Consider the following 23,691-nt stretch of genomic DNA (forward strand, 5'->3'; position numbering starts at 1 on the left):
AGAAGAACTTCATGGCCTACATCAAGAGCCGCAAACACACCGTTTCGCGCGCCGTTCCACACCTCTCAGGCGCTGCCGCCGCCACGCTGATGGCCATTGCGGCCCCAGCCGCTCTCGCCCAATCGGGTGGCGCGCTGCCTGAAGTCCGCGTGCAGGACTCCACCGCCGCCGACTACAAGACCGACAACTCGTCGAACCCCAAGTTCACGGCTCCTCTGGTGAACACGCCCCAGACCATCCAGGTCATCAAGGAACAGATCATTCGCGACCAGGGCGCGACCACGCTGACCGAGGCGCTGCGCAACACGCCCGGCGTGGGCACCTTCTTCCTCGGGGAAAACGGCAACACCAACACTGGCGACGCCGTCTTCATGCGCGGCTTCGACAGCTCGAGCGCGATCTTCGTCGACGGCATCCGCGACCTGGGCTCGGTGTCGCGCGACGTGTTCAACATCGAACAGATCGAGGTCGTGAAGGGCCCGTCGGGCACCGACGTGGGCCGCACCTCGCCCACCGGCTACATCAACCTCGTCACCAAGAAGCCGAAGCTCGAAGACAGCTTCCTGGGCTCGATGAGCTTCGGCAGCGCAGACTTCAAGCGCGGCAGCGTCGACTGGAACAAGTCGCTCAGCAGCGCCAACGGCATCGGCGCGGCGTTCCGCCTCAATGCAGTAACCGAAGACGGCGGCGTGGCCGGCCGCGATTTCGTCAAGAACAAGCGCACGGCGATCGCCCCGTCGCTGGCCCTCGGCCTGAACAGCCCGACGCGCATCTTCCTCGACTACCTGCACGTCAAGCAGAACAACATTCCCGATGGCGGTGTGCCCACCATCGGCCTGCCGGGCTACAGCACGCCTGACGCCACCGCGATCACGCGCGGCCTGGCGCGCCGCACCTACCTGAACGCCGCCGCGCGCGTGGATTCGAGCAACTTCTACGGCACCAGCTCGGACTTCGACAATGTGACCGCGGACATGTTCACCGCGCGCATCGAGCACGACCTGACGCCCGACATCACCATCCGCAACACCACGCGCTACGGCAAGACCTCGCAGGACTACATGCTGACGTCGTTCATGGGCGGCGGCCTCACGGCGTCGGCAACCGGTGTCGGCCAACTGCCGGCCGCGAACGCGGGCTTCCTCAACACGGTGATCCCCACGATTCCCGCCAGCTGGACCGTCACGCGCAACCTGCCCACCAACAAGGACCAGGAAAACACGATCTTCACCAACCAGACGAGCGTGTCGGCCAAGTTCAACACCGGCAGCATCAGCCACTCGTTCAACGGCGGCCTCGAATTCATCCGCGAGAAGCAGACCGCCAACAACTACTACGCTGCGGGCTACCCCAGCGTAGGCACCACGCTGGCAGCAGCCGGTTCGTGGCCAGCCGCCAACCTGTACAACCCGAACCCGTACGTGAGCGGCTACAACCGCATTGCCAACGGCACCGGCTCGGACGGCAGCACCGACACCATCGGCCTCTACGCCTTCGACACGCTCAAGTTCAACGAGCAATGGCAGCTGACCGCCGGCCTGCGCTATGACCACTACTCGACCACGTACAACGCCACCGCGCTGACGCTGGCACGCACCGGCAACGGTCCGCAGACCTCGACGATCACGCCGACCAACCTGAAGCTGTCGGACAACCTGCTCTCCGGCAAGATCGGCCTGGTCTACAAGCCCACCGAGAACAGCAGCGTCTACGCGGCCTACGGCACCGCCGCACAGCCGCCGGGCGGCGCCAACTTCCAGCTGGCCGCCAGCGGCACCGGCAACAGCGCCGGGCGCACCGACTTCCTGCCGCAGAAGGCCAAGACCTACGAGGTCGGCACCAAGTGGGACGTGATGAACAAGCGCGTGGCCCTGACGGCGGCGCTGTACCGCACCGACGTGAGCAACGAAGTCGTGCAGGACGCGGTCTCGCAGCAGTACTTCCAGACCGGCAAGAAGCGCGTGCAGGGCGTCGAGCTGGGCGTATCAGGCGCGCTGACCGACAACTGGGGCGTGAGCTCGGGCTTCACCACCATGAACACCCGTGTGGCGAGCGGCCCCTCGGTGCTGGCCGATGGCTCGACCGCCCTCGCCTACACGCCGAAGAAGGCCTTCACGCTCTGGACCACCTACCAGTTCCCGTTCGGCCTGACTGTCGGCGGCGGCGCCCGCTACAACGGCAAGCTGCAGCGCGGCACCGACGGTGCGGTGGGAACGCCGGCGTACGTCGATTCGTACTGGGTGTTCGATGCGATGGCCTCCTATCGCATCAACAAGAACATCGACATCCAGCTGAACCTGTACAACCTGTTCGACAAGGACTACGTGGCGGCCATCAACAAGAGCGGCTACCGCTACACGCCGGGCACGCCGCGCTCGGCCAAGATCACCGCGAACTTCGCGTTCTGACGGTCCTTGCGCGCGCCGGGCTTGCCCGGTGCGGTGCGAAACTCGAGCCCCGGCCCGCGCCGGGGCTTTTCTCATTGCGGAGTTCCTGAAAATGATGCTGCATGTGCCCGAAGTGCTGAGCCCTGACCAGGTGCGTGAAATGCGCACCGCACTCGATGCCACGCAATGGACCGACGGGCGCGAGACGGTCGGCGCACAAGGCGCGCAGGTCAAGCGCAATCGCCAGTTGCCGGAACAGTCGGCCGTCGGCCGGGAGCTGGGCAACATCGTGCTGGCCGCGCTGGCCCGGCACTCGCTCTTTTTCTCGGCAGCGCTTCCGTCGCGCTTCGTGCCGCCGCTGTTCAATCGCTACGAGGGGGGCGAGCACTACGGCGTTCATGTCGACGGTGCGGTCCGTGCTCTGCCCGGCAGTGGTCAACAACTGCGCACTGACCTGTCGTGCACCCTCTTCCTGTGCGACCCCGAAGACTACGAGGGCGGCGAACTGGAGGTGATCGACACCTACGGCTCACATGAAGTGAAGCTGCCGGCCGGCGATCTCATCCTCTACCCGGCCAGCAGCCTGCATCGCGTTCACCCTGTGACCCGGGGAGCGCGGATCTGCTCATTTTTCTGGCTGCAGAGCATGGTGCGAAACGATCAGCAGCGCAGCATGCTGTTCGAGCTCGACCAGAACATCCAGAAACTGCGCGCTCGCCTCGGCGAATGCGAGGAAACGGTGGCGCTGACCGGGCACTATCACAACCTGCTGCGGCTCTGGTCGGAGGTCTGATTGCGGGGCACAAGATGTTGCATGAATCAGTAACACATAGTTATTGCAAATGCGATGGATTCTTATTTATAATCAACCACATCCAACAGCCAGCCAACTGCCGCTTTCACAGCCATGATCGTTTGCGTCTGCCGCCGAGTCTCCGACCGAGAAATCGCACGCCATGTGCGGGCCGGTATGACTTTTGACGAAGTGCAATTCGAACTTGGCGTGGCCACCCAGTGTGGTCAATGTGAAGGTTGTGCGCGCGATATCGTCGCGCAGTGCAGCGCTTCGCATCCGGTCGCCGCGCTGAATTGCGATTCGGGTCCGAGAGCGATCCAGCTTGCCAACTCCATCAAGGAAAGCAAGGCATGGAACTCGTCTCGGCACTCGGCGGCAGCCTGATTCTGGTCGCAGGTTCGGTCTGGTGGATCTTTCGCAAGTAGCGCGCGTGGCGTCTTCGTAGCGGTTTTGCTGCAATCGGGGCACCTTTCGCGGTGCCCGCATTCGAATGGTTGATCGTGTCTGACCGCTTTGCTCCCCCCCCATCCGTCCTTGGCCTTTCGCGCAATGTCGTCATTGCCGGCGGTGTCATCCTGTTTCACGCGGCCGCGCTCTGGGCGCTTCAAAGCGGATTACTGCGCCGCGCCGCCGAAGTGGTGATTCCCGTCGAGATACTGAGCCAGTTCGTCGAGCCACCGAAGCCGAAGGCGGACCCGCCTCCGCCGCCTCCCCCGCCGCCCCAACCCAAGGTGACCAAGGCGCCGCCTCCGCCGCGGCCCCAGGCCATTCGCGAGCCGAAGCCCACGCCGGCGCCCATGGCGCCCGTCGGCGTCACGGAACCGCCCCCACCGGCAACGCCGCCGGCACCTCCCGCTCCACCGGCGCCGCCCGCGCCACCACCTGCCCCCCCGGCGCCACCGGCCGTGCAGTTGCCGTCGAGCAATGCCGACTATCTTCAGAATCCGAAAGCCACCTACCCCGCCATGAGCAAACGGCTCGGCGAACAAGGCAAGGTGATCGTGCGGGTGCTCGTCGGTGTCGACGGCCTGCCCAAAAGCGCCGAGGTCAAGAAATCCAGCGGCTTCGATCGCCTCGACGAGGCGGCCGTGGAATACATCATGAAATGCCGGTTTGTGCCCGGCAAGGTCAACGGCGTGGTGCAGGCCATGTCCTATGACGCCCCCGTCAATTACGTCCTGAACTAATTTTTCTCTGGAGCAACTTCGTATGGATTCCCAATTTGGCTTGATGAACGTCTGGAATCAGGGCGATTTCGTCACCAAGGCCGTGGCGGTGCTGCTGGTCGGCATGTCGCTCGCGTCGTGGATCGTGATCATCGTCAAGGCACTCGATGTCGTCCGCTACAAGCGCCTTGCCAAGCATTCGCAGGACTTCTGGCACAGCGAAGACTTCGCCACCGCGCTGAACAAACTGGGCAAGGACGACAGCAACCCCTTCCGCGCGCTGGCCCTTGAAGGCCGCGAGGCGGCTGCTCACCACCGCAACACCAAGGCCCATCTGCACGATGCGCTCGACGTGAGCGACTGGATCACGCGCGCACTGCGCAATGGCATCGACGCCTTCACCGCCCGACTGCAGACCGGCCTCGCGATCCTGGCTTCGGTCGGCTCCACCGCGCCGTTCATCGGCCTGTTCGGCACTGTCTGGGGTATTTATCACGCGCTCATGAGCATCAGCTCGGCCGGCCAGGCGACCATTGACAAGGTGGCTGGCCCGATCGGTGAAGCGTTGATCATGACGGCGCTCGGCCTTGCCGTGGCCATTCCTGCGGTGCTGGGCTACAACGCCCTGGTGCGCGGCAACAAGTTCGTGCTGACCAAGCTCAACGCCTTCGCCCACGACCTGCACGCCTACTTCGTGACCGGCGCCCGCGTCCAGAGCGGCAGCGGCGATGCGGTCGTGGTTCCGCTCAAGAAGGGCTGAGCATCATGGCCTTCGGAACGCAAGACGAACCCGATGAGGTGATGAACGAGATCAACATGACGCCGCTGGTCGACGTCATGCTGGTGCTCCTCATCATCTTCATCATCACCGTGCCGGTGATGAAGCACGCAGTCAACATCGACCTGCCGCGCGCTTCCAGCGAGCCAGAGCAGCCCAAACCGCAGAACATCCTGTTCAGCGTCACGGCTGACGGTTCCTACTACTGGAACGAACAGAAGATCGACGACAGCGAGCTGCCCAACCGCCTCGCCGCCGAAGCCGCCAAGGAACCGCAGCCCGAGCTGCATATCCGCGGCGACAAGGCCGTGCGTTACGAGCGCGTGGCCAAGGCGATGTCGGAAGCCCGTGAAGCCGGTGTGCGCAAGATCGGCTTCATCACGGAGCCTGAAGCGAAGTGATCTGAAATCGCAAGCCAAAAAAAGTTGATCGCGACGATTGACTTTTTATTGCGAATCATTATCATTCACTCATCGCTTCGATAAGGGAACTCCAGATGCCAGCCACACCGAATGCCTTTTCTGTCCTGAACCATCCTTCGCTCGACCAGTCGGGTGGCGGCCATGCGTCCATCCAGGCAACGCGTCCGGTGCCGATGGTCGAAAGCACGGAGCTTCTGAAAGGAAGCAAGACCGTGGGCATCATGCACAACGGTTCTCTCTACCGGCTTCAAGCCACCAAACTCGGCAAGCTGATCCTGACCAAGTAAGTCGTCCAGCCCGCCCTTCGCGCAAGTTTCATCGTGGGGCGACTCAAGGAGATTCATCTCCGAAGGGTCGTTTTTTGCTAGCCAACGGTTCGCCGACTAGCCAAGCTTTTTTTCACGCTGAAGCAGCCCAAAAGAAAACGCCGACCTCGAAGTCGGCGTTTTGCTTTGTGCGGAAGAAAAACTCAGAGGCCGAGAGCCGCAATGCCCGCCTTGGCAATCTGGGCATCTTCATTCGACTTCACGCCGCTCACGCCAACAGCGCCGATCACCTGGCCGTCCTTGACGATCGGCACGCCGCCTTCGAGCAAGCCCTGCACTTCGGGAGCCGTCAGGAACGCCGTGCGGCCGCCGTTGATGATGTCTTCGTAGACCTTGCTTTCGCGCCGGCCCATGGCTGCCGTGTGCGCCTTGGCAGGAGCGATGTGCGAAGACAGCGCCGCGGCGCCGTCCAAGCGCTGCAGCCAGAGCAGGTTGCCGGCGTCGTCCGAGATCGCGATCGTCACCGCCCAGTTGTTCTTCAGGGCCTCGGCTTCAGCCGCTGCGGCAACGGCCTTGACGTCGGCGAGTTCGAGGAAAAATTTGGTCTTCATGATGAGCTCAGTTTGCGTGAAAACCCGACAGCATAACGGCCATGCTGCCAGGGGTGTCTTCAGGGCTTGAGAACACCCCGCATACGGTCTTTGCGACACCCCCTCTTGCAGCCCCCTAGAATGCGCCCAACTGCGTCATTGCAGCAATCACAGGAGCTCCGGCCATGAACGACCGCGTCACCACCCTAGATACTTCAACAGGCTACGGCCAGCCGCTGGCGCAGGCTGAACGCCAGCGCGTACTGCGCAACACCTACTGGCTGCTTGCACTGAGCATGCTGCCCACCGTTCTGGGCGCCTGGGTCGGAGTGAGCACAGGCATCACCCGCTCGCTCACCGGTGGCCTGGGCCTCATCGTCTTCCTTGGCGGCGCCTTCGGCTTCATGTTCGCCATCGAGAAGACCAAGAACTCCGCCGCCGGCGTGCCGGTGCTGCTGACCTTCACCTTCTTCATGGGCCTGATGCTGTCGCGCCTGATCGCGATGGTGCTCGGCTTCAAGAATGGCTCGGAACTCATCATGACGGCCTTCGGCGGCACCGCCGGCGTGTTCCTCGTGATGGCCTCGCTGGCCACGGTCATCAAGCGCGACTTGTCAGGCATGGGCAAGTTCCTGTTCGTCGGTGCGCTGGTGCTGATGTTCGGCGCCATCATCAACGTGTTCGTTGGTTCGACCACGGGCATGCTGGTCATCTCGGTGGCTGCCATCGGCATCTTCTCGGCCTACATGCTCTATGACCTGAAGCAGATCATGGACGGCGGCGAAACCAACTACATCAGCGCCACGCTCGCGCTGTACCTCGACCTGTTCAACGTGTTCCAGAGTCTGCTGGCGCTGCTGGGCATCTTCGGCGGCGAGCGCGACTGAACGAACGAACAAGCGAGCGAATCGCGCTCACCAGAACAAGGGGCCCCGAGGGGCCCTTTTTCATTCCAGCTCGAAGACCGCTATCGACTCGACGTGCGCGGTGTGCGGAAACATGTTGACCACCCCCGCAAAGGTGCAGCGGTAGCCCGCCTGGTGCACCAGCAAGCCGGCGTCGCGCGCGAGCGTTGAGGGATTGCAACTCACGTACACGATGCGCTTGGGCGGCGTCCAGCCATCGGTGCGCAACTCGGGCTGCTGATGAAGGTCGGCCATGGCCTTGGCCAACGCGAATGCGCCTTCGCGCGGCGGATCGACCAGCCACTTGTCGGCGCTGCCGTCGGCGACCAGCATCGCCGGCGTCATGTCGAACAGATTGCGCGCCACGAAAGTTGCAGGCGACAACGCACGGCGGGCCGACGTTGCGGGCTGATTTCGCTTGAAGTTGTCGGTCGCGCGCGCCACCAGCGTGTCGCTGCCCTCGATGCCCAGCACCTCGCGCGCCTTGCTCGCCAGCGGCAGGGTGAAGTTGCCGAGGCCGCAGAACCAGTCGATCACGCGCTCGTCCGACTGCACGTCGAGCAGGCGCAGCGCCTTGCCCACCAGCGCCCGATTGATGTGCGGATTGACCTGCGTGAAATCGGTGGGCTTGAACGGCATCGTGACGCCGAACTCCGGCAACCGATACGCCAGCGGCGTGCCGCCCTCTTCCAGCAGCTTCACGGTTTCCGGCCCCTTGGCTTGCAGCCACCACTGGACGCCTTCGTTGCCCGCGGCAAAGGCCTTCAACCGATCGATGTCCGCACGCGAGAGCGGCTCAAGGTGACGCAGCACCAAAGCGATCGTGCCGAGCCGCGTGGAATCGGGTGCGTCACCGCAGGCCAGTTCGATCTGCGGGCATGTCTCGCGCGCATCCATCGAACCGATCAACGCGCGCAGCGGCATCAGCATCTCGCTGACCTGCTTCGGCAGCACCGGGCACACCTGCATGTCGGCCAGGTAGCGGCTCTTGCGTTCGTGAAAACCGATCAGCACCGTGCCCTTCTTGACCACATGGCGCACCGAAAGACGCGCACGGTAGCGGTAGTGCCAGGCCGGCCCTTCGAGCGGCCGCAGCAGGTTGTCGGGTTTGACCTTGCCGAGGTGCCACAGGTTGTCTTCCAGTGCGCGCTGCTTCACGGCCACCTGGGCGGCTGCGTCCAGGTGCTGCATCTTGCAACCGCCGCAGGCACCCGTGTGCAGGCCGAAATGCGGGCAGCCCGGGCGCACCCGCTGCGACGATTCGCGGCGGATGGTCGTGACCGTGCCCTGCTCCCAGTTGTTCTTGCGGCGATGGACATTGAACTGCACTTCCTCGAAAGGCAATGCGCCTTCGATGAACACGACCATGCCGTCGGCCTTGTGCGCCACGCCCTGCGCATCGAGGTCAAGAGACTCGACCTGCAGCCATTCTTCGCCGGGATTCGTGGGGACTTTCTTTTCTTCGATGGATTCCGTCATCCCCCGATTGTCTCAGCGTGGCCGGCCCCCCCCTAGAACAGCGCGTCGCGGCCCACGCCCGAACGGGCCAGTTGGCGGCGCATCTTGGCCAGCGCCTCGTTCTGGATCTGCCGTACACGCTCGCGCGTGAGGCCGAGGCGCACGCTCAGCACCTCCAGCGTTTCGGGCTCGCGGTCGTGCAGGCCATAGCGCCCCTCCAGCACCTCGCGTTCGCGCGCATCGAGGGCGTGCACCCATTGGTCGAGCAGGCGCTCCACCTCGTGCGTGTGCGCCACGCCAGTCGGACTACTCTGCTCGTCTTCAGAAGCCACGGTATCGGCCAGCGTGAAGCCCTCGTCTCCCCGGGCATCGCCCGCATCCAGCGAGCGCGGGGCTTCGGACAGGGCCAGCAGGTCAGCCACCGCCTGCACCTCGCGGCCCAGCAGCGCGGCAATGTCTTCCACGCGCACGCCGTCGGGCCGATGCGCAAGGAATTCGGCGTCGCCTTCGAGCGTGCGGCGAGCCCTCAGAACTTGCTGCAGTTCGCGCACCACGTGCACCGGCAGCCGGATCGCACGCGCCTGCGTCATGACAGCGCGCTCGACAGACTGGCGGATCCACCAGGTCGCATACGTGGAAAAGCGAAAGCCGCGTTCGGGCTCGAACTTGGTGATGGCGTGCATCAGGCCAAGATTGCCTTCCTCGATGAGGTCGGACAGCGGCACGCCCCGGCCCAGGTAGCTCTTGGCGATGTTGACCACGAGCCGCAAGTTGTGCTCGATCATCGATTGGCGCGCGGCGAAGTCGCCAGCCCGCGCGGCGCATGCAGTCTGGTATTCCTGCGCGGGCGTGAAGAGCTCGGTGCGCCGGACCTGGCGCAGGTAGATGGTCAGCGCATCCGCGCCCTCGCCGCCAATCAGTTCGCTCGCGACGCCATTGGGCAGCGCGGTGTCTGTCGACGACGGATCTACGCCTTCTTCTTGGGGACCAGCGCTCTCGCTGGTGAGCTCGCGCTGACCCTTGCTGGAAGATGGGCTGCTGCCCCTGCCCGCCGACCCGCGCACAGGCAACAGCGTGCGGCGGGGGCGGGAGGCAGCCATGGCATCACCGGCCGGGCAGGTAGCGCGAAGGATCGACGGGCTTGCCCTGGCGGCGAATCTCGAAATGCAGCTTCACGCGATCAGCATCGCTGTTGCCCATCTCGGCGATCTTCTGGCCCTTCTGAACCGACTGGTCTTCCTTCACGAGCAGCGTCTGGTTGTGCGCATACGCCGTGAGGTAGGTGTTGTTGTGCTTCAGGATGATCAGGTTGCCATAGCCGCGCAGACCTGCACCCGCATAGACCACACGACCGTCGGCGGCGGCCAGCACGGGGTCGCCCGCCTTGCCGCTGATGTCGTAGCCCTTGTTCTTGGCTTCGTCGAAACCCGCGATCAGCGAACCGCTGGCGGGCCAGATCCAGCCGAGGTCTTCATCACCCGAGTTGCCGCTGCCAGGACTGGCCGGGGAAGCCGTAACCGGAGCCGGTGGTTTGCTCGCACCGCTGGCAGGCGTCGTGGGCACCACCGCAGGCTGCGGCGTCACAGGCTTCGTGACCGCACCTTCGGAAGAAGTGGCCGGAGGCGTCGCGGGCGCGGCCGCAACAGCCGTTCCCGAACCAACTGGCGGAATCACGCGCAGCACCTGGCCGACTTCGATCAGGTCTGGGTTATCGATGTTGTTCCAGCGAACGATGTCCTGCCAGCGCTGGCCGGTTTCATTGCCGATACGGCGGATCGTGTCGCCCGGGCGCACGGCGTAGTAGCCAGGCTTGCCATAGTTTTCGATACCGGCGAGTGGCTTGCCGTTGGCATCTGTGGTGATGGGCGGGCCGCCGGGCACTGCTGCGCCTGGCGCGCGCGTCATGGTGCCGCGGTCTTCGACCGGTGCCGGCCCACGCGGTGTGGAACAGCCCGCGATCACGAGCACAAAGGCCAACGTGACGCCAGCGAACCAACTCCGATTGCCAAAACCCTGCATTTGTTATTCCTTCAAGCGATACCTGATTTTAGGGGGACAAAGTGAACCGCCTCAAGAATGAGCCGCTCCAGTCCCCGTGAGGTCTTGTCGATGACGACAAGGGCTTGACCACCACTGGCTGATTGGGTTGGCGCCACGATGCGGCCGCCCACCGCGAGCTGCGCAATCCAGGCCTCGGGCACCGCCTCGCCGCCTGCCGCGGCAATGATGCCGGCATAGGGCGCGCCCTTGGCATAGCCGACCATCCCGTCGCCCAGCATCAGGTGCACCGTGGCCAAACGGAAGTGCCGCAGGTTGGCGCGCGCTCGCTCGTGCAGGCCGCGCAGGCGCTCGATGCTGTAGACCTCGGTCGCAACATGATTCAGCACGGCCGCCTGGTAACCGCAACCGGTGCCGATCTCGAGCACGCGGCCCAGCTTGTCCTGCGGCTTTCCTGCCAGTGCGGGTGCACCCATCAGCAGCTCGATCATGCGGGCCACCACGTTGGGCTTCGAAATGGTCTGTCCCAACCCGATCGGCAGGCTCGTGTCCTCGTACGCCTGGTTGACCAGCGCACTGTCGACGAAACGATGCCGCTCCACGGCCCCCATTGCGCGCAGAACGCGCGGATCGGAAATACCTTGTGCCGCGAGCCTCTGCACCATGCGCGCGCGCACGGCATCAGACGCCATCGAGGGCGTGGAGTGCACCAAGGGCTTGGCCGGCGCGGCGGGCATGCGCCCACGCGTGGCGGCAGAAGCAGTAGGTGTCAGGCGAACGGGGAAACTGGGCCGCTGTGTGGCCATGTCAGTTGCCGAGACGGGCCACCGTCTCGCGCCATTGGCCGAGGTTGGCGTGGTCGGTCAGGTCGATCTGCAGCGGTGTCAGCGCGATGTGGCCGGCTGCAGTGGCATGGAAGTCGGTGCCTTCGCCGCTGTCCTTGGCACCGCCCGCGCCGGCGATCCAATACATGGTCTCGCCGCGCGGACTGTCCTGCGTGATCACCTTCTCAGCCGCGTGGCGGCGGCCGAGCCGGCAGACCTTGACGGGCTTCAACTCGTCGAAAGGCAGGTTCGGCACGTTCACGTTGAGCAGGAAAGCACCGCCGTCGAGCATGCGTTCGCGTTCGATCTGCTGCACCAGTCGACGCGCCACCTGGGCGGCCGCATCCACATGTGCCCAGCCCTTTTCGATCTGCGAGAACGCAATGGCCGGAATGCCGAACAGATAGGCCTCCATCGCCGCACCGACCGTGCCCGAATAGATGGTGTCGTCGCCCATGTTGGCACCGTTGTTGATGCCGGAAACCACCAGGTCGGGCCGATAGTCGAGCAGGCCCTTGAGCGCGATGTGCACGCAGTCGGCTGGAGTGCCGGTCACATAGCGAAAGCCGTTGTGCGCCTCGCGCACGTAGAGCGGTGCCGCCAGGGTCAGCGCGTTCGACTTGGCACTGTTGTTGTGCTCGGGTGCAACCACCTCGACCTCGGCGATGTCCTTGAGCGCGTCGTGCAGCGCGACGATGCCCGGCGCCTGAAAGCCATCGTCGTTGGAAATTAGTATCTTCATGGTGTCCTGGATGCGCTCAGATTGTAGGCGTCGGGTGCGTCGCAGCAGGGACAAGCCCACCCCACCGCGCCACCTATCATCGCCCGCATTCATTGGCCGAACATTACCTACCCGAAGGAGACCCGAGCATGCACGCATGGCTTTGCGAAAACCCCACCGGCGTCGACGCGCTGACCTGGAAAGAACTGCCGACACCAACACCGGGCCCGGGTCAGGTGCTGATCGAAATCAAGGCGGCGAGCCTGAATTTCCCCGATCTGCTGATCGTGCAGAACAAATACCAGATGAAGCCGCCCCTCCCCTTCGTGCCGGGCTCTGAATATGCGGGCGTCGTCCAGGCGGTCGGCGATGGTGTCACGCACCTCAAGGTCGGGCAGAACGTGGCCTGCCTTTCGGGCACTGGCGGCTTCGGCACCCATACGCTGGCGCCCGCGGCCCTGTGCATGCCGCTGCCTGAAGGTTTCGGTCACGTCGATGCGGCGGCTTTCATCATGATCTATGCCACATCGTGGCATGCACTGATGGACCGCGCGCAACTCAAGGCCGGCGAAACCGTGCTGGTGCTCGGTGCGGCCGGCGGTGTGGGCACGGCGGCCATCCAGATCGCAAAGGCTGCAGGAGCCAAAGTGATCGCAGCAGCCTCCACCGACGAGAAATGCGAGCTTTGCCGTTCCATCGGTGCCGACGCGACGATCAACTACACGACGCATGCGCTACCCAACGGTTTTCGCGACGCCATCAAGGCCGCCACCGATGGCAAAGGACCGGACGTCATTTACGACCCGGTGGGCGGTGCTTTTGCAGAGCCGGCCTTTCGCTCCATCGGCTGGCGCGGCCGTTATTTGGTCGTCGGTTTTGCGTCCGGCCCGATTCCGTCGCTGCCATTGAATCTGACGCTGCTGAAAGGCGCTTCGCTGGTCGGCGTGTTCTGGGGCGATTTCGCCAAGCGAGAACCCAAGGCCAATGCACAGATGATGGCGGAATTGGCGCACTGGTACGGTCAGGGAAAGATCAAGCCAGTGATCGACAGCACGATGCCGATGGCGGAATTGAAGGCCGCATACGCCCACATGGGTTCGCGCGGCGTTAAAGGAAAACTGGTGATGGTGAACTGAGCGCGTCCCCCTCAACGCCCAATAAAAAAGCCCGCGCATGCGGGCTTTTTTATTGGGCACCTGCCCAGCGAAAACAGGGGCACTTACTTGATCTCGTAATCAGAAAGCGACTTGCCTGCGGCCAATGCCTCAGTCACCCAACGCGGCTTGCGGCCACGGCCACCAGACCAGGTTTCGCCCGTCGGGCCGCGGTATTTGGCGGCAGCCTTGGCCGGCGCGGCACCCGCACTGCGCTTGGCCGCGCCCACACGGCCGGTAAGTTTCAGATCGGAAGCCGTCAAACCGTATTCGGCGATCTTCTTGCGCAACTCTTCAACCACGCCTGCGCGTTCCTGGTTGCGCAGGTCTTCAGCCTGCTTGCGCAATTGCGCAATCTGCTCGTCATGCTTCTTGATCTGGGAATTGATATCGGCGAGGGTCGAAGCCATTGTTGGACTCCTGAAATTGAAAACGGGTGGATTTTAATTCAGTTTACATTTGCCACAAGTACCTTACCGCGCGAAAAAATTGGCGGCGCATTGCATTAATGCAACAACTCGCAACATAAAGCGCACCACTTTGGACGCGTTATATGCAAGTGAGATGGGGAAAAGAGTCCGCGGCGCGCAGGCAGAAGAAGAAGTTGCGGCGGCCAGAAATGGCAACGCCGGGGCAAGCCCGGCGCTGTGATCCTTTGAGCGCTATTGCGCAATAGCACAAAGGAGATATGAGATATTTTTTGGGGTGGCTGATGGGACTCGAACCCACGACGACCAGAATCACAATCTGGGACTCTACCAGCTGAGCTACAGCCACCGCAGAGCCTACGATTGTAGCGTTAAAAATCGCGGTTTTGACGGCAGCAATCAATGGCGAGGCTTGAAAGCCACATTTTCACCCGGCCGCCATTGGCCCGCCCGGGGTCACACCCTCCTGAATCTTGATCGAGCCATCGGATCTCTCGTGCGTGCCGATCAACAGTCCGCTGGCAATAGCGTGTTCGTGCAAGGCATCGACGATCTCGTCGCGGCCGGGAGTGTCTGAAAGCTCCGGAACGCTTCCAAGCGCAAACAACTGGAACGCGTATCGATGGACCCCGTGCCCAGGAGGCGGATCGGGCGGCAGCCAAGCTGCCTGCAGTGTCGAATTGCGCCCAACGTGCAATCCCGCGCCCTCATTGCCCTGACTGGGAATGGCAGCCTCAGCCAGCGCCCCGCTGTCCGCCGCAAGATTCACCACGATGGCATGCACCAGCGGATTCGGCGTGGGTGAATCGGCGTCTTCCACGATAAGCAGCAACGACGCCGCGCCAGCCGGCAAGCCGGTCCACTGGAGCGGCGGCGATACGCCTTCGCCATCAGCGGTATAGCGCCTCGGCAGCGGCGCATGGTCCGCAAAGGCCACACTGGTGAGCGCAATGGAGGCCATCCCTTCCCGCATGCCGAGAGTGTTGAAGACGATGTTGTCCAGGCCGGCGCGCACACCCTGCAGCGCCTGGCCGATGACTTCGGGCAGTTTTTCGAGCATGCGAACGGTGTATCGCGGCGCTGGCAGCGGACCTGTAGGACGTGGCGCAGCCTCCACGTCACGAAGTCCGGCACAAATTCTCGTGTGCCTGTTCGATGTGCGTCGCCGGCACCGACACGTATATCGCTCCGCTATCATGAATGCGGCCCGCGCAGACGGGCATGGCTTCTGGCCACTTCCACCACTTCACCACCAAAGGAATTTCTTCATGAGCATCGTCTGGACTATTCTGATCGGGTTCGTCGTGGGTCTTGTGGCACGGGCCGTCAAGCCGGGCGACGACTCCGCGGGCTTCATCGTCACCACCATCATCGGCGTCGCAGGCTCGCTGATCGTCACGTACGTCGGCCAGTCGCTGGGCTGGTACACCGCCGGCCAGGGCGCTGGCTTCATCGCCTCCGTGCTGGGCGCGATCGTGCTGCTCATCATCTACGGCCTGATCAAGCGCAAGAGCTGATGCGAAAAAGGGGCCGTGCCGCTCCGCGCGCACGGCCACTGTGATGCCCCGCAAACCACGCGCCAAGCATCATGTCTATGTGGTCGAACTCGACGACCGCGTATGGAACAACGGCCGCTTCAGGCGCGCCAACCCCGACTACCAACTCGGCAAGCCCTTCGTCTACGTCGGCATGACCGGCCTGGACCCCGACATCCGTTTCGACAAGCACAAGGCCGGCATCCAGGCCAACACCTTCGTGCAGGAGTTCGGCCTTCGCTTGCTGCCCGCGCTCTACGAACGCTACAACCCGATGACCTACGAGGACGCGCGCCTGATGGAGGTCGACCTCGGCATAGCGTTGCGCAAGGCCGGCTACGGCGTTTGGCAGGCCTGATGCGGCAAGCCTTCAGGAGTAGGTGATCCAGTCTTCATACGCCGGACCATCCAGGTGCGGCAGCGTGTTGTAGGTCACGAGCATGTGCCGCTTGGGCGTGAAGGCGAACTCGGTCACCGACGTATTGCGGATGCGCAGGTTGAGTTCGATCGTCGTCTCGGCGCTCGTACCGAGCACATGCCCCACTGCCGTGCTGATCGGCCCTCCGCTCGACACCACCAGTACCTTCGCGCCATGGTGCTTGTCACGCACGTGGTCGAGCGCCGTCGTCACTCCAGCCAGAAAGTCGACATAGCTCGGCATGCCGACTGGCGCCGTCTTGCCCTGCATCCACGCGCTCAACCCTTCGCGCAGCAGGCGGAAGTGGTGACGGTACATCTCGGGCGAATCGGGCTTCTGCAGCTGGCCTTCGTGGATGGTGGCGATGACCGCTTCGCTGTCGTACTCGTTGAGGCCGGGCCACGGCAACACATCGTCGCGCTCGAGACCAAGGCCCTTGGCGATGCCTTCCCACGTCTGGCGATGGCGCTTCAACGTGCCGGTGATGACGGCATCGAACTTCATGCCGCGCTCACGCCAGTACTCACCGAGGCGAACAGCTTGGCGATGTCCGAGTTCGCTCAGGTTGTCATAGTCGGCAGCGCCAAAGCTGGCTTGCCCGTGGCGCACGAGGTAGAGGGTTCCCATGCACGGGATTCTGGCAAGAAGCGAAGACGCCGCTTGTCCCTCGTGCGACCAATTCGCGCGGCCATGAAAAAAGCCCGAGCCTTTGATTGGCTCGGGCTTTGTCTGGCGACGCTCGTGTGTATCAGCGGCCCGCAGCAGTCGGCAGCGTTTCTGCCGGCTTCGGCACCAGGATCTCAGCCTTGAAGCGGTCCTTCAGCATGTTGTAGTAGGCGGCATCTTCAGCCGCGGACACGGACTGGCCGACCTGCGCCTGCTCCTGTTTTGCGAGCTCGGGTGGCGGCGGCGTACGCGGAACAATCTTGGTCACGCGGACCACGGAATAGCCCTGCGCGCCAAGGTCCACGCCCACGATCGCGGGCAGCTTGGAGCCATCCGCACGCAGCGCAGCGTCGATGACCGGCAGCGGCTGCGATTGCGCGTCGCGGCGCGACACCGTCACGGGTGCGCCGAAAGTCGCGCCGTCCGCCTTGGCGGTCCACGCGGCGAGCTTGGCCTCGCCCTCGGTCTTGGCCAGCACCGCAGCGCGCTCGGTGACGAGTTGCGCACGGATCTTGTCCTTCACGTCAGCCAGCGGCACCGGATGCGCCGGCGCGTACTTCGTCACGCGGCCCGAAGCAAGCTGGCTGGGGCCGACTTCAATCGCTTCAGTGTTCTGCTTGCGGTCGAGCGAGTCGGCTGCGAACAGCGCGCTCAGGAAGTTGCGGCTGGCCAGCGGACCGGTAGCGCCCGGTGCAGGCAGGCGCGCGACGTTGTCTGCCGTCTTGATCGTGAGCTTCAGCTTGTCGGCCGCCGGCTTCAGGCTCTCGGGCGACTGGTAGACCGCATCGGTGAATGCCTCGGCGGCCTTCGCGAACTCCTGCGTCGCCTGCTGCGAGCGCATGTCGTTCTCGATGGTCGCGCGCACCTGCTCGAAGGGCGGCACCACGGCCGGCTTGATGTCGGTCAGGTGAATGATGTGGTAGCCGAATTCGGTTTCGACAACGCCGCTGATCTCACCCTTCTTGAGCGCGAACATCGCGTCCTCGAACGGCTTGACCATCGCGCCCTTCGTCACGAAGTCGAGGTCGCCGCCCTTCTCCGCCGAACCCGGGTCCTGCGAATTCTTGCGCGCAACTTCGGCGAAAGTGTTGGGTGCCTTCTTCACATCGGCCAGCAGTTGCTCGGCCTTGGCCTTGGCCTTTTCGCGGTCGGCGGCAGACATGCTGGCTGGCGCGGTGATCAGGATGTGGCTGGCGCGGCGCTCTTCCTTGGTGCCGAAGCGCGAGGCATTCTGTTCGTAATAGGTCTTGAGGTCGGCCTCGTTCACGACGACGTTCTTCTTGGCCGCCTCGAGGTCGAGCACGAGGTACTCGATGCTGGCCTGCTCGGGCGCCTGGAACTGTGCCGTGTGGTCCTTGTAGTAGGCCTCGATGTCGGCATCGCTCACCGTCACCTTCGATGCGAAGCTCTCGGGGCTGAAGCGGGCCACCTGGATTTCACGGCTGTCGTAGAAAGCGTTGATGGTGGTGGCGGCCAGTGCCGGCGGCGTGAAGGCCGTGCCCGAAACGCCCAGCAGCACCTGCTGCGTTGCCATGTCGGAGCGCACCGACGCTTCGTACTGTTCAGGCGTGCGACCGGTCACACGCTGGAAAGCATCGCGGTCGAACTTGCCGTCGGGTGTACGGAACGCAGCCAGGCCAGTGTCCTGCGCAAACATGCGCGACAGGCGGTCTTCAGACACCGTCATGTTGGCCTTGGCAGCCGCTGCGGCCAGCACGCGGTCGCGCACCATGCGCTCCAGAGTGGCGTAGCGCAAGGCATCGGAGTCAAGCAGCGTCGGGTCGACGTTGGGCGATTGCTGGCGAATGCGATCAGTCTCAACGCGGTGCTGCTGATCCCATTCGGGCTTCGTGATGTCGTGGCCCTCGATGCGGGCTACCTTCTCGTCGCGACCGGAGCCCTGGTAGCGCTCGACACCGAAGAGCACGAACGAGGGAATGATCAGCAAGAACAAGAAAATCATGACGATCTTGTTGTACTTGCGGAAGAAATCAAACATGCTTGAACACTCTTTTTCGACGGCTGTCGGACGGCAATAAAAAAGGCGAACTTGTGGTTCGCCTTTGCATCGGGTGGTGGTGGGTGCTGAGGGGCTCGAACCCCCGACCTACGCCTTGTAAGGGCGCCGCTCTACCAACTGAGCTAAGCACCCCACCGGGAATACTTTCCGAGTCTAACGTCTTAGTTCAGCGCGTCTTTCAGCGCCTTGCCTGGACGGAACTTCGGAATCTTGGCTGCCTTGATTTTAATCGCGTCGCCGGTACGGGGATTTCGGCCGGTGCGGGCCGCGCGTTTGCCTACTGCGAAAGTGCCGAAACCGACGAGCGAAACGGAGCCGCCCTTTTTGAGCGTGGTACGAATGGCGCCGATGGTGGATTCGAGCGCACGGGTCGCTGCGGCTTTGGAAATATCGGCGTTCTTTGCGATGTGCTCAATCAGTTCGGTCTTGTTCACAAGGGCCCCTTGTAGAAAAAAAGTTGGTCGGCTTCCGTCAGCTGCGACCTGGCCGCAAACGGTGCGACTCAAGAGCCTGGCAGGCCTGACGCCTCGGCAGCGCACTGCCAGCGAGGATTACAACCACTGGTCTGCAGGGTGTCAATAAGACACAGAGCCATGCCGATCAGCGGAGCGCGCGATTTTAGGGGCCTTTCGTGAACTCCTTTTTCAAAGCGCCTCGGCGATCGCCTTGCCGAGGTCGCTGGTGCTGGCCGTCCCGCCGATGTCCGGGGTGCGTGGTGCTCCGCTTTGGGGCGCGAGCACCTTCTCGATGGTCGAAAGAATGGCGTCGTGCGCCTGCTTGTGGCCCAGAAACTCCAGCATCATCGCGCCGCACCAGATCTGCCCGATCGGGTTCGCGATGCCCTTGCCGGCGATGTCGGGCGCCGAGCCATGCACCGGTTCGAACAGCGAGGGCATGGTGCGCTCGGGGTTGAGATTGGCGCTCGGCGCGATGCCGATGGTGCCGGTACAGGCCGGGCCCAGGTCCGACAGGATGTCGCCGAACAGGTTGCTCGCCACCACCACGTCGAAGAAGTCGGGCCGCTGCACGAAGTGCGCGGTGAGGATGTCGATGTGGAACTTGTCGAGCGTGATGCCCGGGTAGTTCTTGCCCATCTCGGCCACGCGCTCGTCCCAGTACGGCATGGTGATCGAGATGCCGTTCGACTTGGTGGCGCTGGTCAGATGCTTCTTCGGCCGCGATTGAGCGAGCTCGAACGCGAACTTCAGTACCCGGTCGACGCCCACGCGCGACATCACGGTTTCCTGCACCACGATCTCGCGCGGCGTGCCCTGGTACATGCGCCCGCCAATGCTGGAGTACTCGCCCTCGGTGTTCTCGCGCACGATGTACATGTCGATCTCGCCGGGCTCGCGCGGCGTGCCGTCGCGCCGCACCACGGGCGCGATGATGCCGGGCATCAGGCGTGCCGGACGCAGGTTGACGTATTGGTCGAACTCGCGGCGGAACATCAGCAGCGAGCCCCACAGCGACACGTGGTCTGGAATTTTCTCGGGCCAGCCGACCGCGCCGAAGAAGATGGCGTCGTGCCCGCCGATCTGGTCCTTCCAGTTGTCGGGCAGCATCTGGCCGTGCTTCTCGTAGTAGTCCCAGCTCGAGAAATCGAAGTGGTCGAACTTCAGGTCGATGCCGAATTTGCGCGCCGCGGCATCAAGCACGCGCACGCCCTCGGGCATGGTTTCCTTGCCGATGCCGTCGCCGGCGATGACTGCGATTCTGTGGGTGCTCATGAATTGGCTCCTGCGTGTGCGTGTTGTAGAGGTAGAAAGAATGCCTGGGCCTCGGCGAGCAACTCGTCCGGAGCCTCTTCGGGAACGTAGTGGCCGCACGGCAACGCACGGCCCGACACATCGGCGGCGCGGTCGCGCCACAGCGCGAGCACGTCGAAGGCCTTGCCGACTGCACCATGCTCGCCCCACAGCACGCGCAGCGGCTGCGCCAGTTGCCGGCCGGCGGCGATGTCTTCGCGGTCGTGCACAAGGTCGATGGTGGCGGAGGCGCGATAGTCCTCGCAGATGGATTCGGCGGTGCCCGCGATGGCGGCGCAACGCTCGTATTCGGCCAGCACCTCGGGCGCAAAAGGCGCGAGGCCGGCATGCCGCCCGCCCATCACGCTGCGCACGTAGCGCCCGGGGTCGGACGCAATCAGCGCCTCGGGCAGCGGCGGCGGCTGAATCAGGAAGAACCAATGCCAGTAGGCCTTGGCAAATGCTTCGGAAGTCTGCTCGTACATCGCGAGCGTGGGTGCAATATCGAGCAGCAGCATGCGCTCGACTGCTGCGGGATGGTCCATCGCGAGCCGATGAGCCACACGCGCGCCACGGTCGTGCGCCAGCACGCCGAAGCGCTCGAAGCCGTGATGCCGCATGACGGCGAGTGCATCGAGCGCCATCTCCCGCTTGCTGTAGACCGCGTGTTCGGCATCGGCCGCCGGCCGGCCCGAATCGCCGTAGCCGCGCAGGTCGACCGCGACCACCGTGAACCGCTCCATCAATGCCGGCGCCACGCGATGCCAGATCGCATGTGTCTGCGGATGACCGTGCAGCAGCAGCAAGGGAGCCCCGCTTCCGCCGATACGGCCGTGGATGCGCACGCCGTTGCGCTCGATGTCGAAAGTGGGAAGGGAAAGAAATGAGGCCGTCACGGGAACGATTGTGCGTTGCGCCTCGACGATCATCAAGCAACAATCAGCCAATTCATACTTTCCGATCTGGCATGAATCAACCCTCGATGGACCGCGGCGACCTCGCACTGGTACTGGCCATTCGCGACCACGGCAGCCTGGCGGGTGCGGCCGCCACGCTCGATGTCGTGCCCTCCGTCATCACCAAGCGGCTGGGCGCGCTCGAAGCCCGCCTGGGCCAGCGCCTGTTCGACCGCACCACCCGGCGGCTCAGCGTCACCGCCGAAGGCGAGGCGGTCTGCCTGCATGCGCGAACGCTGCTCGACGGCTTTGCCGCACTCGAAAGCGAGCTCGGCGAACGCCAGAACGAGCTGACCGGCACAGTCCGTCTGGCCGCGACATTCGGCTTCGGCCGGCGCTGGCTCGGACCGGCGGTGGCGGCCTTTCAGGCGCGGCACCCCGCGCTGCAGATCGAGCTGATGTTGACCGAGCAGCTGCCCGACCTCGGCGCCGAAGGCTACGACGGCGCGGTCTGGCTCTGGGCCGTGCAGCAGCGCCATGCGGCCGACTGGGTCTCGCGGCGCATCGCGCGCAACCAGCGCGTGCTGGCGGCGTCGCCCGGCTACCTGAAGCGCCGTGGCACGCCGGCCACCGTCGAGGCACTGGCTTCGCACGATTGCCTGGTCGCCCGCGAGAACGGCGATGCCAGCCAGCGCCAGTACGCGCTCTGGACCCTGCGCCATGCGCGCGACGGCAGCACGGCGCGCGTGCGTGTTCAAGGGCCGCTGGCCAGCAACTCGGGCGAGATGGTGCGCGACTGGTGCGTGGCCGGGCACGGCGTCATGCTGCGCAGTCTGTGGGACATCGCACCGCAACTCGCGAGCGGCGAACTCGTACGCGTGCTGCCGCAATACGCGATGGCGGAAGCCGACATCCACTGGATTGCACCATGGCGGCCGAAGACGCCGCGACGCGTGCGGCTGCTGGTCGATCACCTCGTGGAACAGTTCCGCGGCGAGCCCTGGAAGCCGGGCAAGGCCGGCGCACGTTAAGAAACTGGCCGCTCAGCGCCCGTTGCGCACCACGAGGCTCACGCCCACGGCGGTGAGCGCAATGCCCAGCACCGTCACCAGCGTGATCGGCTCGGAGAACAGCAGCCATGCCATCACCGCCGTGCAGGGCGGCACCAGGTACAGCAGGCTCGTGACGGCCGTCGCCGTGCCGCGCTGGATCAGCATGTAGAGCAGCGAACTGCCGCCCAGCGACAGCGCCAGCACCGACCACGCCATCGCGCCGCCCGAGTACGCGTTCCATTCGATGCCTTGAGACTCCAGCGCAGCGAACGGCAGCGTGACCAGCAGCGCCGCCGCCATCTGCACGGCGCTGGCACTGCGCACGTCACAGGGCGCGACGAAGCGCTTCTGATAGAGCGTGCCCGCCGTGATACACAGCAGCGCCATCACCACCAGTGTCATCGTCAGCGCATTGACCTCGGCGCCCTGCCCGAACTTGCGCGACACCACGAGCACCAGCCCCGCAAAGCCCAGCACCAGCCCCGCCCATTGCCGGCCCGAGATGCGCCCGCCGTTGAACGACATCCACACCGCCGTCAGCACCGGCTGGATGCCGACCAGCAATGCCACCAGCCCCGCGCCCATGCCGGCATGCACCGCGGCCCACACGCCGCCCAGGTAGCCCGCCTGCATCAGGATGCCCGTGACCGCCAGGTGCCCCCACTGCGCCCGCTGCTTCGGCCACTCGACCCGCGCCAGCGCGACCCACACGCCGAAGCACACCAGCGACAAGGCGAAGCGCACGGCCAGGAACTTGAGGGGTGGCGCATACGGCATGCCGTAGCGCGCGACGATGAAGCCCGTGCTCCAGATCAGCACGAAGACCGCCGGCATCGCCCGCAGCCAGCCCCCGCCGGGGGCCGTGGCCGCCGAGGTCATTTGGTGCGGGCCCGGATTTCCGGAATGGCCTTCTGCAGGTAGTACACCATCGACCAGATGGTGAGCACGGCCGAGATCCAGATCAGCCACTGGCCCCAGACGCCGGTGTCGATCACCTTGAACAGGCGCCCGTCATAGAGCAGGAACGGAATGGCGATCATCTGCACGGTCGTCTTGACCTTGCCGATCATGTGGACCGCCACGCTCTTGCTGGCGCCGATCTGCGCCATCCATTCGCGAAGCGCCGAGATGGCGATCTCGCGGCCGATGATGATCAGCGCCACGAACACGTCGGCCCGGTTCAGGTGCACCAGCACCAGCAGCGAGGCGCACACCAGGAACTTGTCGGCCACCGGATCGAGAAAGGCCCCGAAGGCCGAGGTCTGATTGAGCCGGCGTGCCAGGAAGCCGTCGAGCCAGTCGGTTGCCGCGAAGACGATGAACATGACCGTGGCGATCAGGTTGCGCATCGGCTCGGCCATCGGCAGGTAGAACACACCGACGATCAAAGGGATCGCGACGATGCGCGTCCAGGTCATGATGGTCGGTAGTGTCCAGAACATCGCTTGATTGTGTCATGGCGG

Annotated in this window: 27 protein-coding genes and 2 tRNA genes; 12 read left to right on the top strand and 17 right to left on the bottom strand. The window is 64.2% G+C overall.

What is annotated here, in order from left to right:
* The first annotated feature begins 11 nt into the window (after window positions 1–11).
* From AC07O3_RS18210 to hemP, 7 genes are all read left to right on the top strand, one after another.
* Window positions 12–2,408, top strand: a complete 2,397-nt coding sequence (locus AC07O3_RS18210; protein ID WP_307615041.1) for a catecholate siderophore receptor Fiu — start codon at window positions 12–14, stop codon at window positions 2,406–2,408.
* Between the two features lie 91 nt (window positions 2,409–2,499).
* Window positions 2,500–3,180 (top strand): Fe2+-dependent dioxygenase, encoded by a 681-nt coding sequence (locus AC07O3_RS18215; RefSeq protein ID WP_093051139.1) that lies wholly within the window; start codon window positions 2,500–2,502, stop codon window positions 3,178–3,180.
* A 114-nt stretch (window positions 3,181–3,294) separates the two neighbouring features.
* Window positions 3,295–3,567 carry a (2Fe-2S)-binding protein gene (locus tag AC07O3_RS18220; protein WP_093051142.1) on the top strand — a complete coding sequence of 91 codons (273 nt, stop codon included), beginning with the start codon at window positions 3,295–3,297 and terminating at the stop codon, window positions 3,565–3,567.
* Between the two features lie 113 nt (window positions 3,568–3,680).
* On the top strand, window positions 3,681–4,370 hold the full coding sequence (locus AC07O3_RS18225; RefSeq protein WP_426393189.1) for an energy transducer TonB: 690 nt from the start codon (window positions 3,681–3,683) through the stop codon (window positions 4,368–4,370).
* Between the two features lie 22 nt (window positions 4,371–4,392).
* The gene (locus tag AC07O3_RS18230) at window positions 4,393–5,109 is read left to right on the top strand and encodes a MotA/TolQ/ExbB proton channel family protein (RefSeq protein ID WP_093051148.1); all 717 of its coding nucleotides are present in this window, start codon (window positions 4,393–4,395) and stop codon (window positions 5,107–5,109) included.
* Window positions 5,110–5,114: 5 nt separating this feature from the next.
* The gene (locus AC07O3_RS18235; RefSeq protein WP_007830740.1) at window positions 5,115–5,528 is read left to right on the top strand and encodes an ExbD/TolR family protein; all 414 of its coding nucleotides are present in this window, start codon (window positions 5,115–5,117) and stop codon (window positions 5,526–5,528) included.
* A 95-nt stretch (window positions 5,529–5,623) separates the two neighbouring features.
* Window positions 5,624–5,836 carry a hemin uptake protein HemP gene (gene hemP, locus AC07O3_RS18240; protein ID WP_093051151.1) on the top strand — a complete coding sequence of 71 codons (213 nt, stop codon included), beginning with the start codon at window positions 5,624–5,626 and terminating at the stop codon, window positions 5,834–5,836.
* A 182-nt stretch (window positions 5,837–6,018) separates the two neighbouring features.
* Here hemP and AC07O3_RS18245 read toward each other — a convergent pair whose 3' ends face one another.
* Complete coding sequence (locus tag AC07O3_RS18245) at window positions 6,019–6,426, bottom strand: GlcG/HbpS family heme-binding protein (protein WP_495339980.1); 408 nt, start codon at window positions 6,424–6,426, stop codon at window positions 6,019–6,021.
* A gap of 164 nt (window positions 6,427–6,590) precedes the next feature.
* Here AC07O3_RS18245 and AC07O3_RS18250 point away from each other — a divergent pair, with 164 nt between their 5' ends.
* Window positions 6,591–7,292: a Bax inhibitor-1/YccA family protein gene (locus AC07O3_RS18250; protein ID WP_495339981.1), complete on the top strand. Its 702-nt coding sequence runs from the start codon at window positions 6,591–6,593 to the stop codon at window positions 7,290–7,292.
* 60 nt (window positions 7,293–7,352) lie between these two features.
* Here AC07O3_RS18250 and rlmD read toward each other — a convergent pair whose 3' ends face one another.
* Genes rlmD through surE form a run of 5 tightly spaced genes read right to left on the bottom strand, consistent with a single transcriptional unit; the run spans window position 7,353 to window position 12,332 of the window.
* Window positions 7,353–8,789, bottom strand: a complete 1,437-nt coding sequence (rlmD, locus tag AC07O3_RS18255; protein WP_093077696.1) for a 23S rRNA (uracil(1939)-C(5))-methyltransferase RlmD — start codon at window positions 8,787–8,789, stop codon at window positions 7,353–7,355.
* 32 nt (window positions 8,790–8,821) lie between these two features.
* Complete coding sequence (locus tag AC07O3_RS18260; RefSeq protein ID WP_093077698.1) at window positions 8,822–9,868, bottom strand: sigma-70 family RNA polymerase sigma factor; 1,047 nt, start codon at window positions 9,866–9,868, stop codon at window positions 8,822–8,824.
* 4 nt (window positions 9,869–9,872) lie between these two features.
* Entirely contained in the window at window positions 9,873–10,787 is a 915-nt protein-coding gene (locus AC07O3_RS18265) for a peptidoglycan DD-metalloendopeptidase family protein (RefSeq protein WP_093051166.1), read from the bottom strand.
* Between the two features lie 11 nt (window positions 10,788–10,798).
* The gene (locus AC07O3_RS18270; RefSeq protein WP_097198734.1) at window positions 10,799–11,572 is read right to left on the bottom strand and encodes a protein-L-isoaspartate(D-aspartate) O-methyltransferase; all 774 of its coding nucleotides are present in this window, start codon (window positions 11,570–11,572) and stop codon (window positions 10,799–10,801) included.
* A 1-nt stretch (window position 11,573) separates the two neighbouring features.
* Window positions 11,574–12,332: a 5'/3'-nucleotidase SurE gene (gene surE, locus AC07O3_RS18275; RefSeq protein WP_093051172.1), complete on the bottom strand. Its 759-nt coding sequence runs from the start codon at window positions 12,330–12,332 to the stop codon at window positions 11,574–11,576.
* 128 nt (window positions 12,333–12,460) lie between these two features.
* Between surE and AC07O3_RS18280 the strand changes: the two genes are divergently transcribed.
* Window positions 12,461–13,447, top strand: a complete 987-nt coding sequence (locus AC07O3_RS18280; protein WP_495339982.1) for an NADPH:quinone oxidoreductase family protein — start codon at window positions 12,461–12,463, stop codon at window positions 13,445–13,447.
* An 83-nt stretch (window positions 13,448–13,530) separates the two neighbouring features.
* Here AC07O3_RS18280 and AC07O3_RS18285 read toward each other — a convergent pair whose 3' ends face one another.
* From AC07O3_RS18285 to AC07O3_RS18295, 3 genes are all read right to left on the bottom strand, one after another.
* Complete coding sequence (locus AC07O3_RS18285) at window positions 13,531–13,875, bottom strand: H-NS histone family protein (RefSeq protein WP_093051178.1); 345 nt, start codon at window positions 13,873–13,875, stop codon at window positions 13,531–13,533.
* 291 nt (window positions 13,876–14,166) lie between these two features.
* Window positions 14,167–14,242, bottom strand: a tRNA-His gene (locus AC07O3_RS18290).
* Between the two features lie 78 nt (window positions 14,243–14,320).
* Window positions 14,321–14,953: a YbhB/YbcL family Raf kinase inhibitor-like protein gene (locus AC07O3_RS18295; RefSeq protein WP_495339983.1), complete on the bottom strand. Its 633-nt coding sequence runs from the start codon at window positions 14,951–14,953 to the stop codon at window positions 14,321–14,323.
* 208 nt (window positions 14,954–15,161) lie between these two features.
* Here AC07O3_RS18295 and AC07O3_RS18300 point away from each other — a divergent pair, with 208 nt between their 5' ends.
* Together AC07O3_RS18300 and AC07O3_RS18305 are read left to right on the top strand one after the other, a co-directional pair.
* Complete coding sequence (locus tag AC07O3_RS18300; RefSeq protein ID WP_007830716.1) at window positions 15,162–15,410, top strand: GlsB/YeaQ/YmgE family stress response membrane protein; 249 nt, start codon at window positions 15,162–15,164, stop codon at window positions 15,408–15,410.
* Between the two features lie 43 nt (window positions 15,411–15,453).
* Window positions 15,454–15,786 carry a hypothetical protein gene (locus AC07O3_RS18305; RefSeq protein WP_093051185.1) on the top strand — a complete coding sequence of 111 codons (333 nt, stop codon included), beginning with the start codon at window positions 15,454–15,456 and terminating at the stop codon, window positions 15,784–15,786.
* A 12-nt stretch (window positions 15,787–15,798) separates the two neighbouring features.
* Here the strand turns inward: AC07O3_RS18305 and AC07O3_RS18310 are convergent, their stop codons facing one another.
* The 6 genes from AC07O3_RS18310 to AC07O3_RS18335 form a co-directional block, all read right to left on the bottom strand.
* Complete coding sequence (locus AC07O3_RS18310; RefSeq protein WP_093077702.1) at window positions 15,799–16,473, bottom strand: histidine phosphatase family protein; 675 nt, start codon at window positions 16,471–16,473, stop codon at window positions 15,799–15,801.
* Window positions 16,474–16,594: 121 nt separating this feature from the next.
* Window positions 16,595–18,511 (bottom strand): SurA N-terminal domain-containing protein, encoded by a 1,917-nt coding sequence (locus tag AC07O3_RS18315; RefSeq protein ID WP_354339337.1) that lies wholly within the window; start codon window positions 18,509–18,511, stop codon window positions 16,595–16,597.
* Window positions 18,512–18,588: 77 nt separating this feature from the next.
* Window positions 18,589–18,664 (bottom strand) — tRNA-Val (locus AC07O3_RS18320).
* A gap of 29 nt (window positions 18,665–18,693) precedes the next feature.
* Window positions 18,694–18,966, bottom strand: coding sequence for an HU family DNA-binding protein (locus AC07O3_RS18325; protein WP_007830705.1), 273 nt, complete (start codon window positions 18,964–18,966; stop codon window positions 18,694–18,696).
* A gap of 210 nt (window positions 18,967–19,176) precedes the next feature.
* Window positions 19,177–20,262 carry a tartrate dehydrogenase gene (locus tag AC07O3_RS18330; RefSeq protein WP_093077705.1) on the bottom strand — a complete coding sequence of 362 codons (1,086 nt, stop codon included), beginning with the start codon at window positions 20,260–20,262 and terminating at the stop codon, window positions 19,177–19,179.
* Window positions 20,259–21,209 carry an alpha/beta fold hydrolase gene (locus tag AC07O3_RS18335; protein WP_495340071.1) on the bottom strand — a complete coding sequence of 317 codons (951 nt, stop codon included), beginning with the start codon at window positions 21,207–21,209 and terminating at the stop codon, window positions 20,259–20,261. The genes AC07O3_RS18330 and AC07O3_RS18335 overlap by 4 nt, the downstream gene beginning before the upstream one ends.
* A gap of 38 nt (window positions 21,210–21,247) precedes the next feature.
* On the opposite strand from AC07O3_RS18335, the gene AC07O3_RS18340 reads away from it, so the two are divergent.
* Window positions 21,248–22,207 carry a LysR substrate-binding domain-containing protein gene (locus AC07O3_RS18340; protein WP_093051196.1) on the top strand — a complete coding sequence of 320 codons (960 nt, stop codon included), beginning with the start codon at window positions 21,248–21,250 and terminating at the stop codon, window positions 22,205–22,207.
* A gap of 12 nt (window positions 22,208–22,219) precedes the next feature.
* Here AC07O3_RS18340 and AC07O3_RS18345 read toward each other — a convergent pair whose 3' ends face one another.
* Together AC07O3_RS18345 and pgsA are read right to left on the bottom strand one after the other, a co-directional pair.
* The gene (locus AC07O3_RS18345; protein ID WP_495339984.1) at window positions 22,220–23,107 is read right to left on the bottom strand and encodes a DMT family transporter; all 888 of its coding nucleotides are present in this window, start codon (window positions 23,105–23,107) and stop codon (window positions 22,220–22,222) included.
* Window positions 23,104–23,670: a CDP-diacylglycerol--glycerol-3-phosphate 3-phosphatidyltransferase gene (gene pgsA / locus AC07O3_RS18350; RefSeq protein ID WP_093051202.1), complete on the bottom strand. Its 567-nt coding sequence runs from the start codon at window positions 23,668–23,670 to the stop codon at window positions 23,104–23,106. Before pgsA ends, AC07O3_RS18345 begins: the two co-directional genes overlap by 4 nt.
* Between the last annotated feature and the right edge of the window lie 21 nt (window positions 23,671–23,691).

Source organism: Variovorax sp. GW821-FHT09D05, assembly GCF_059416325.1.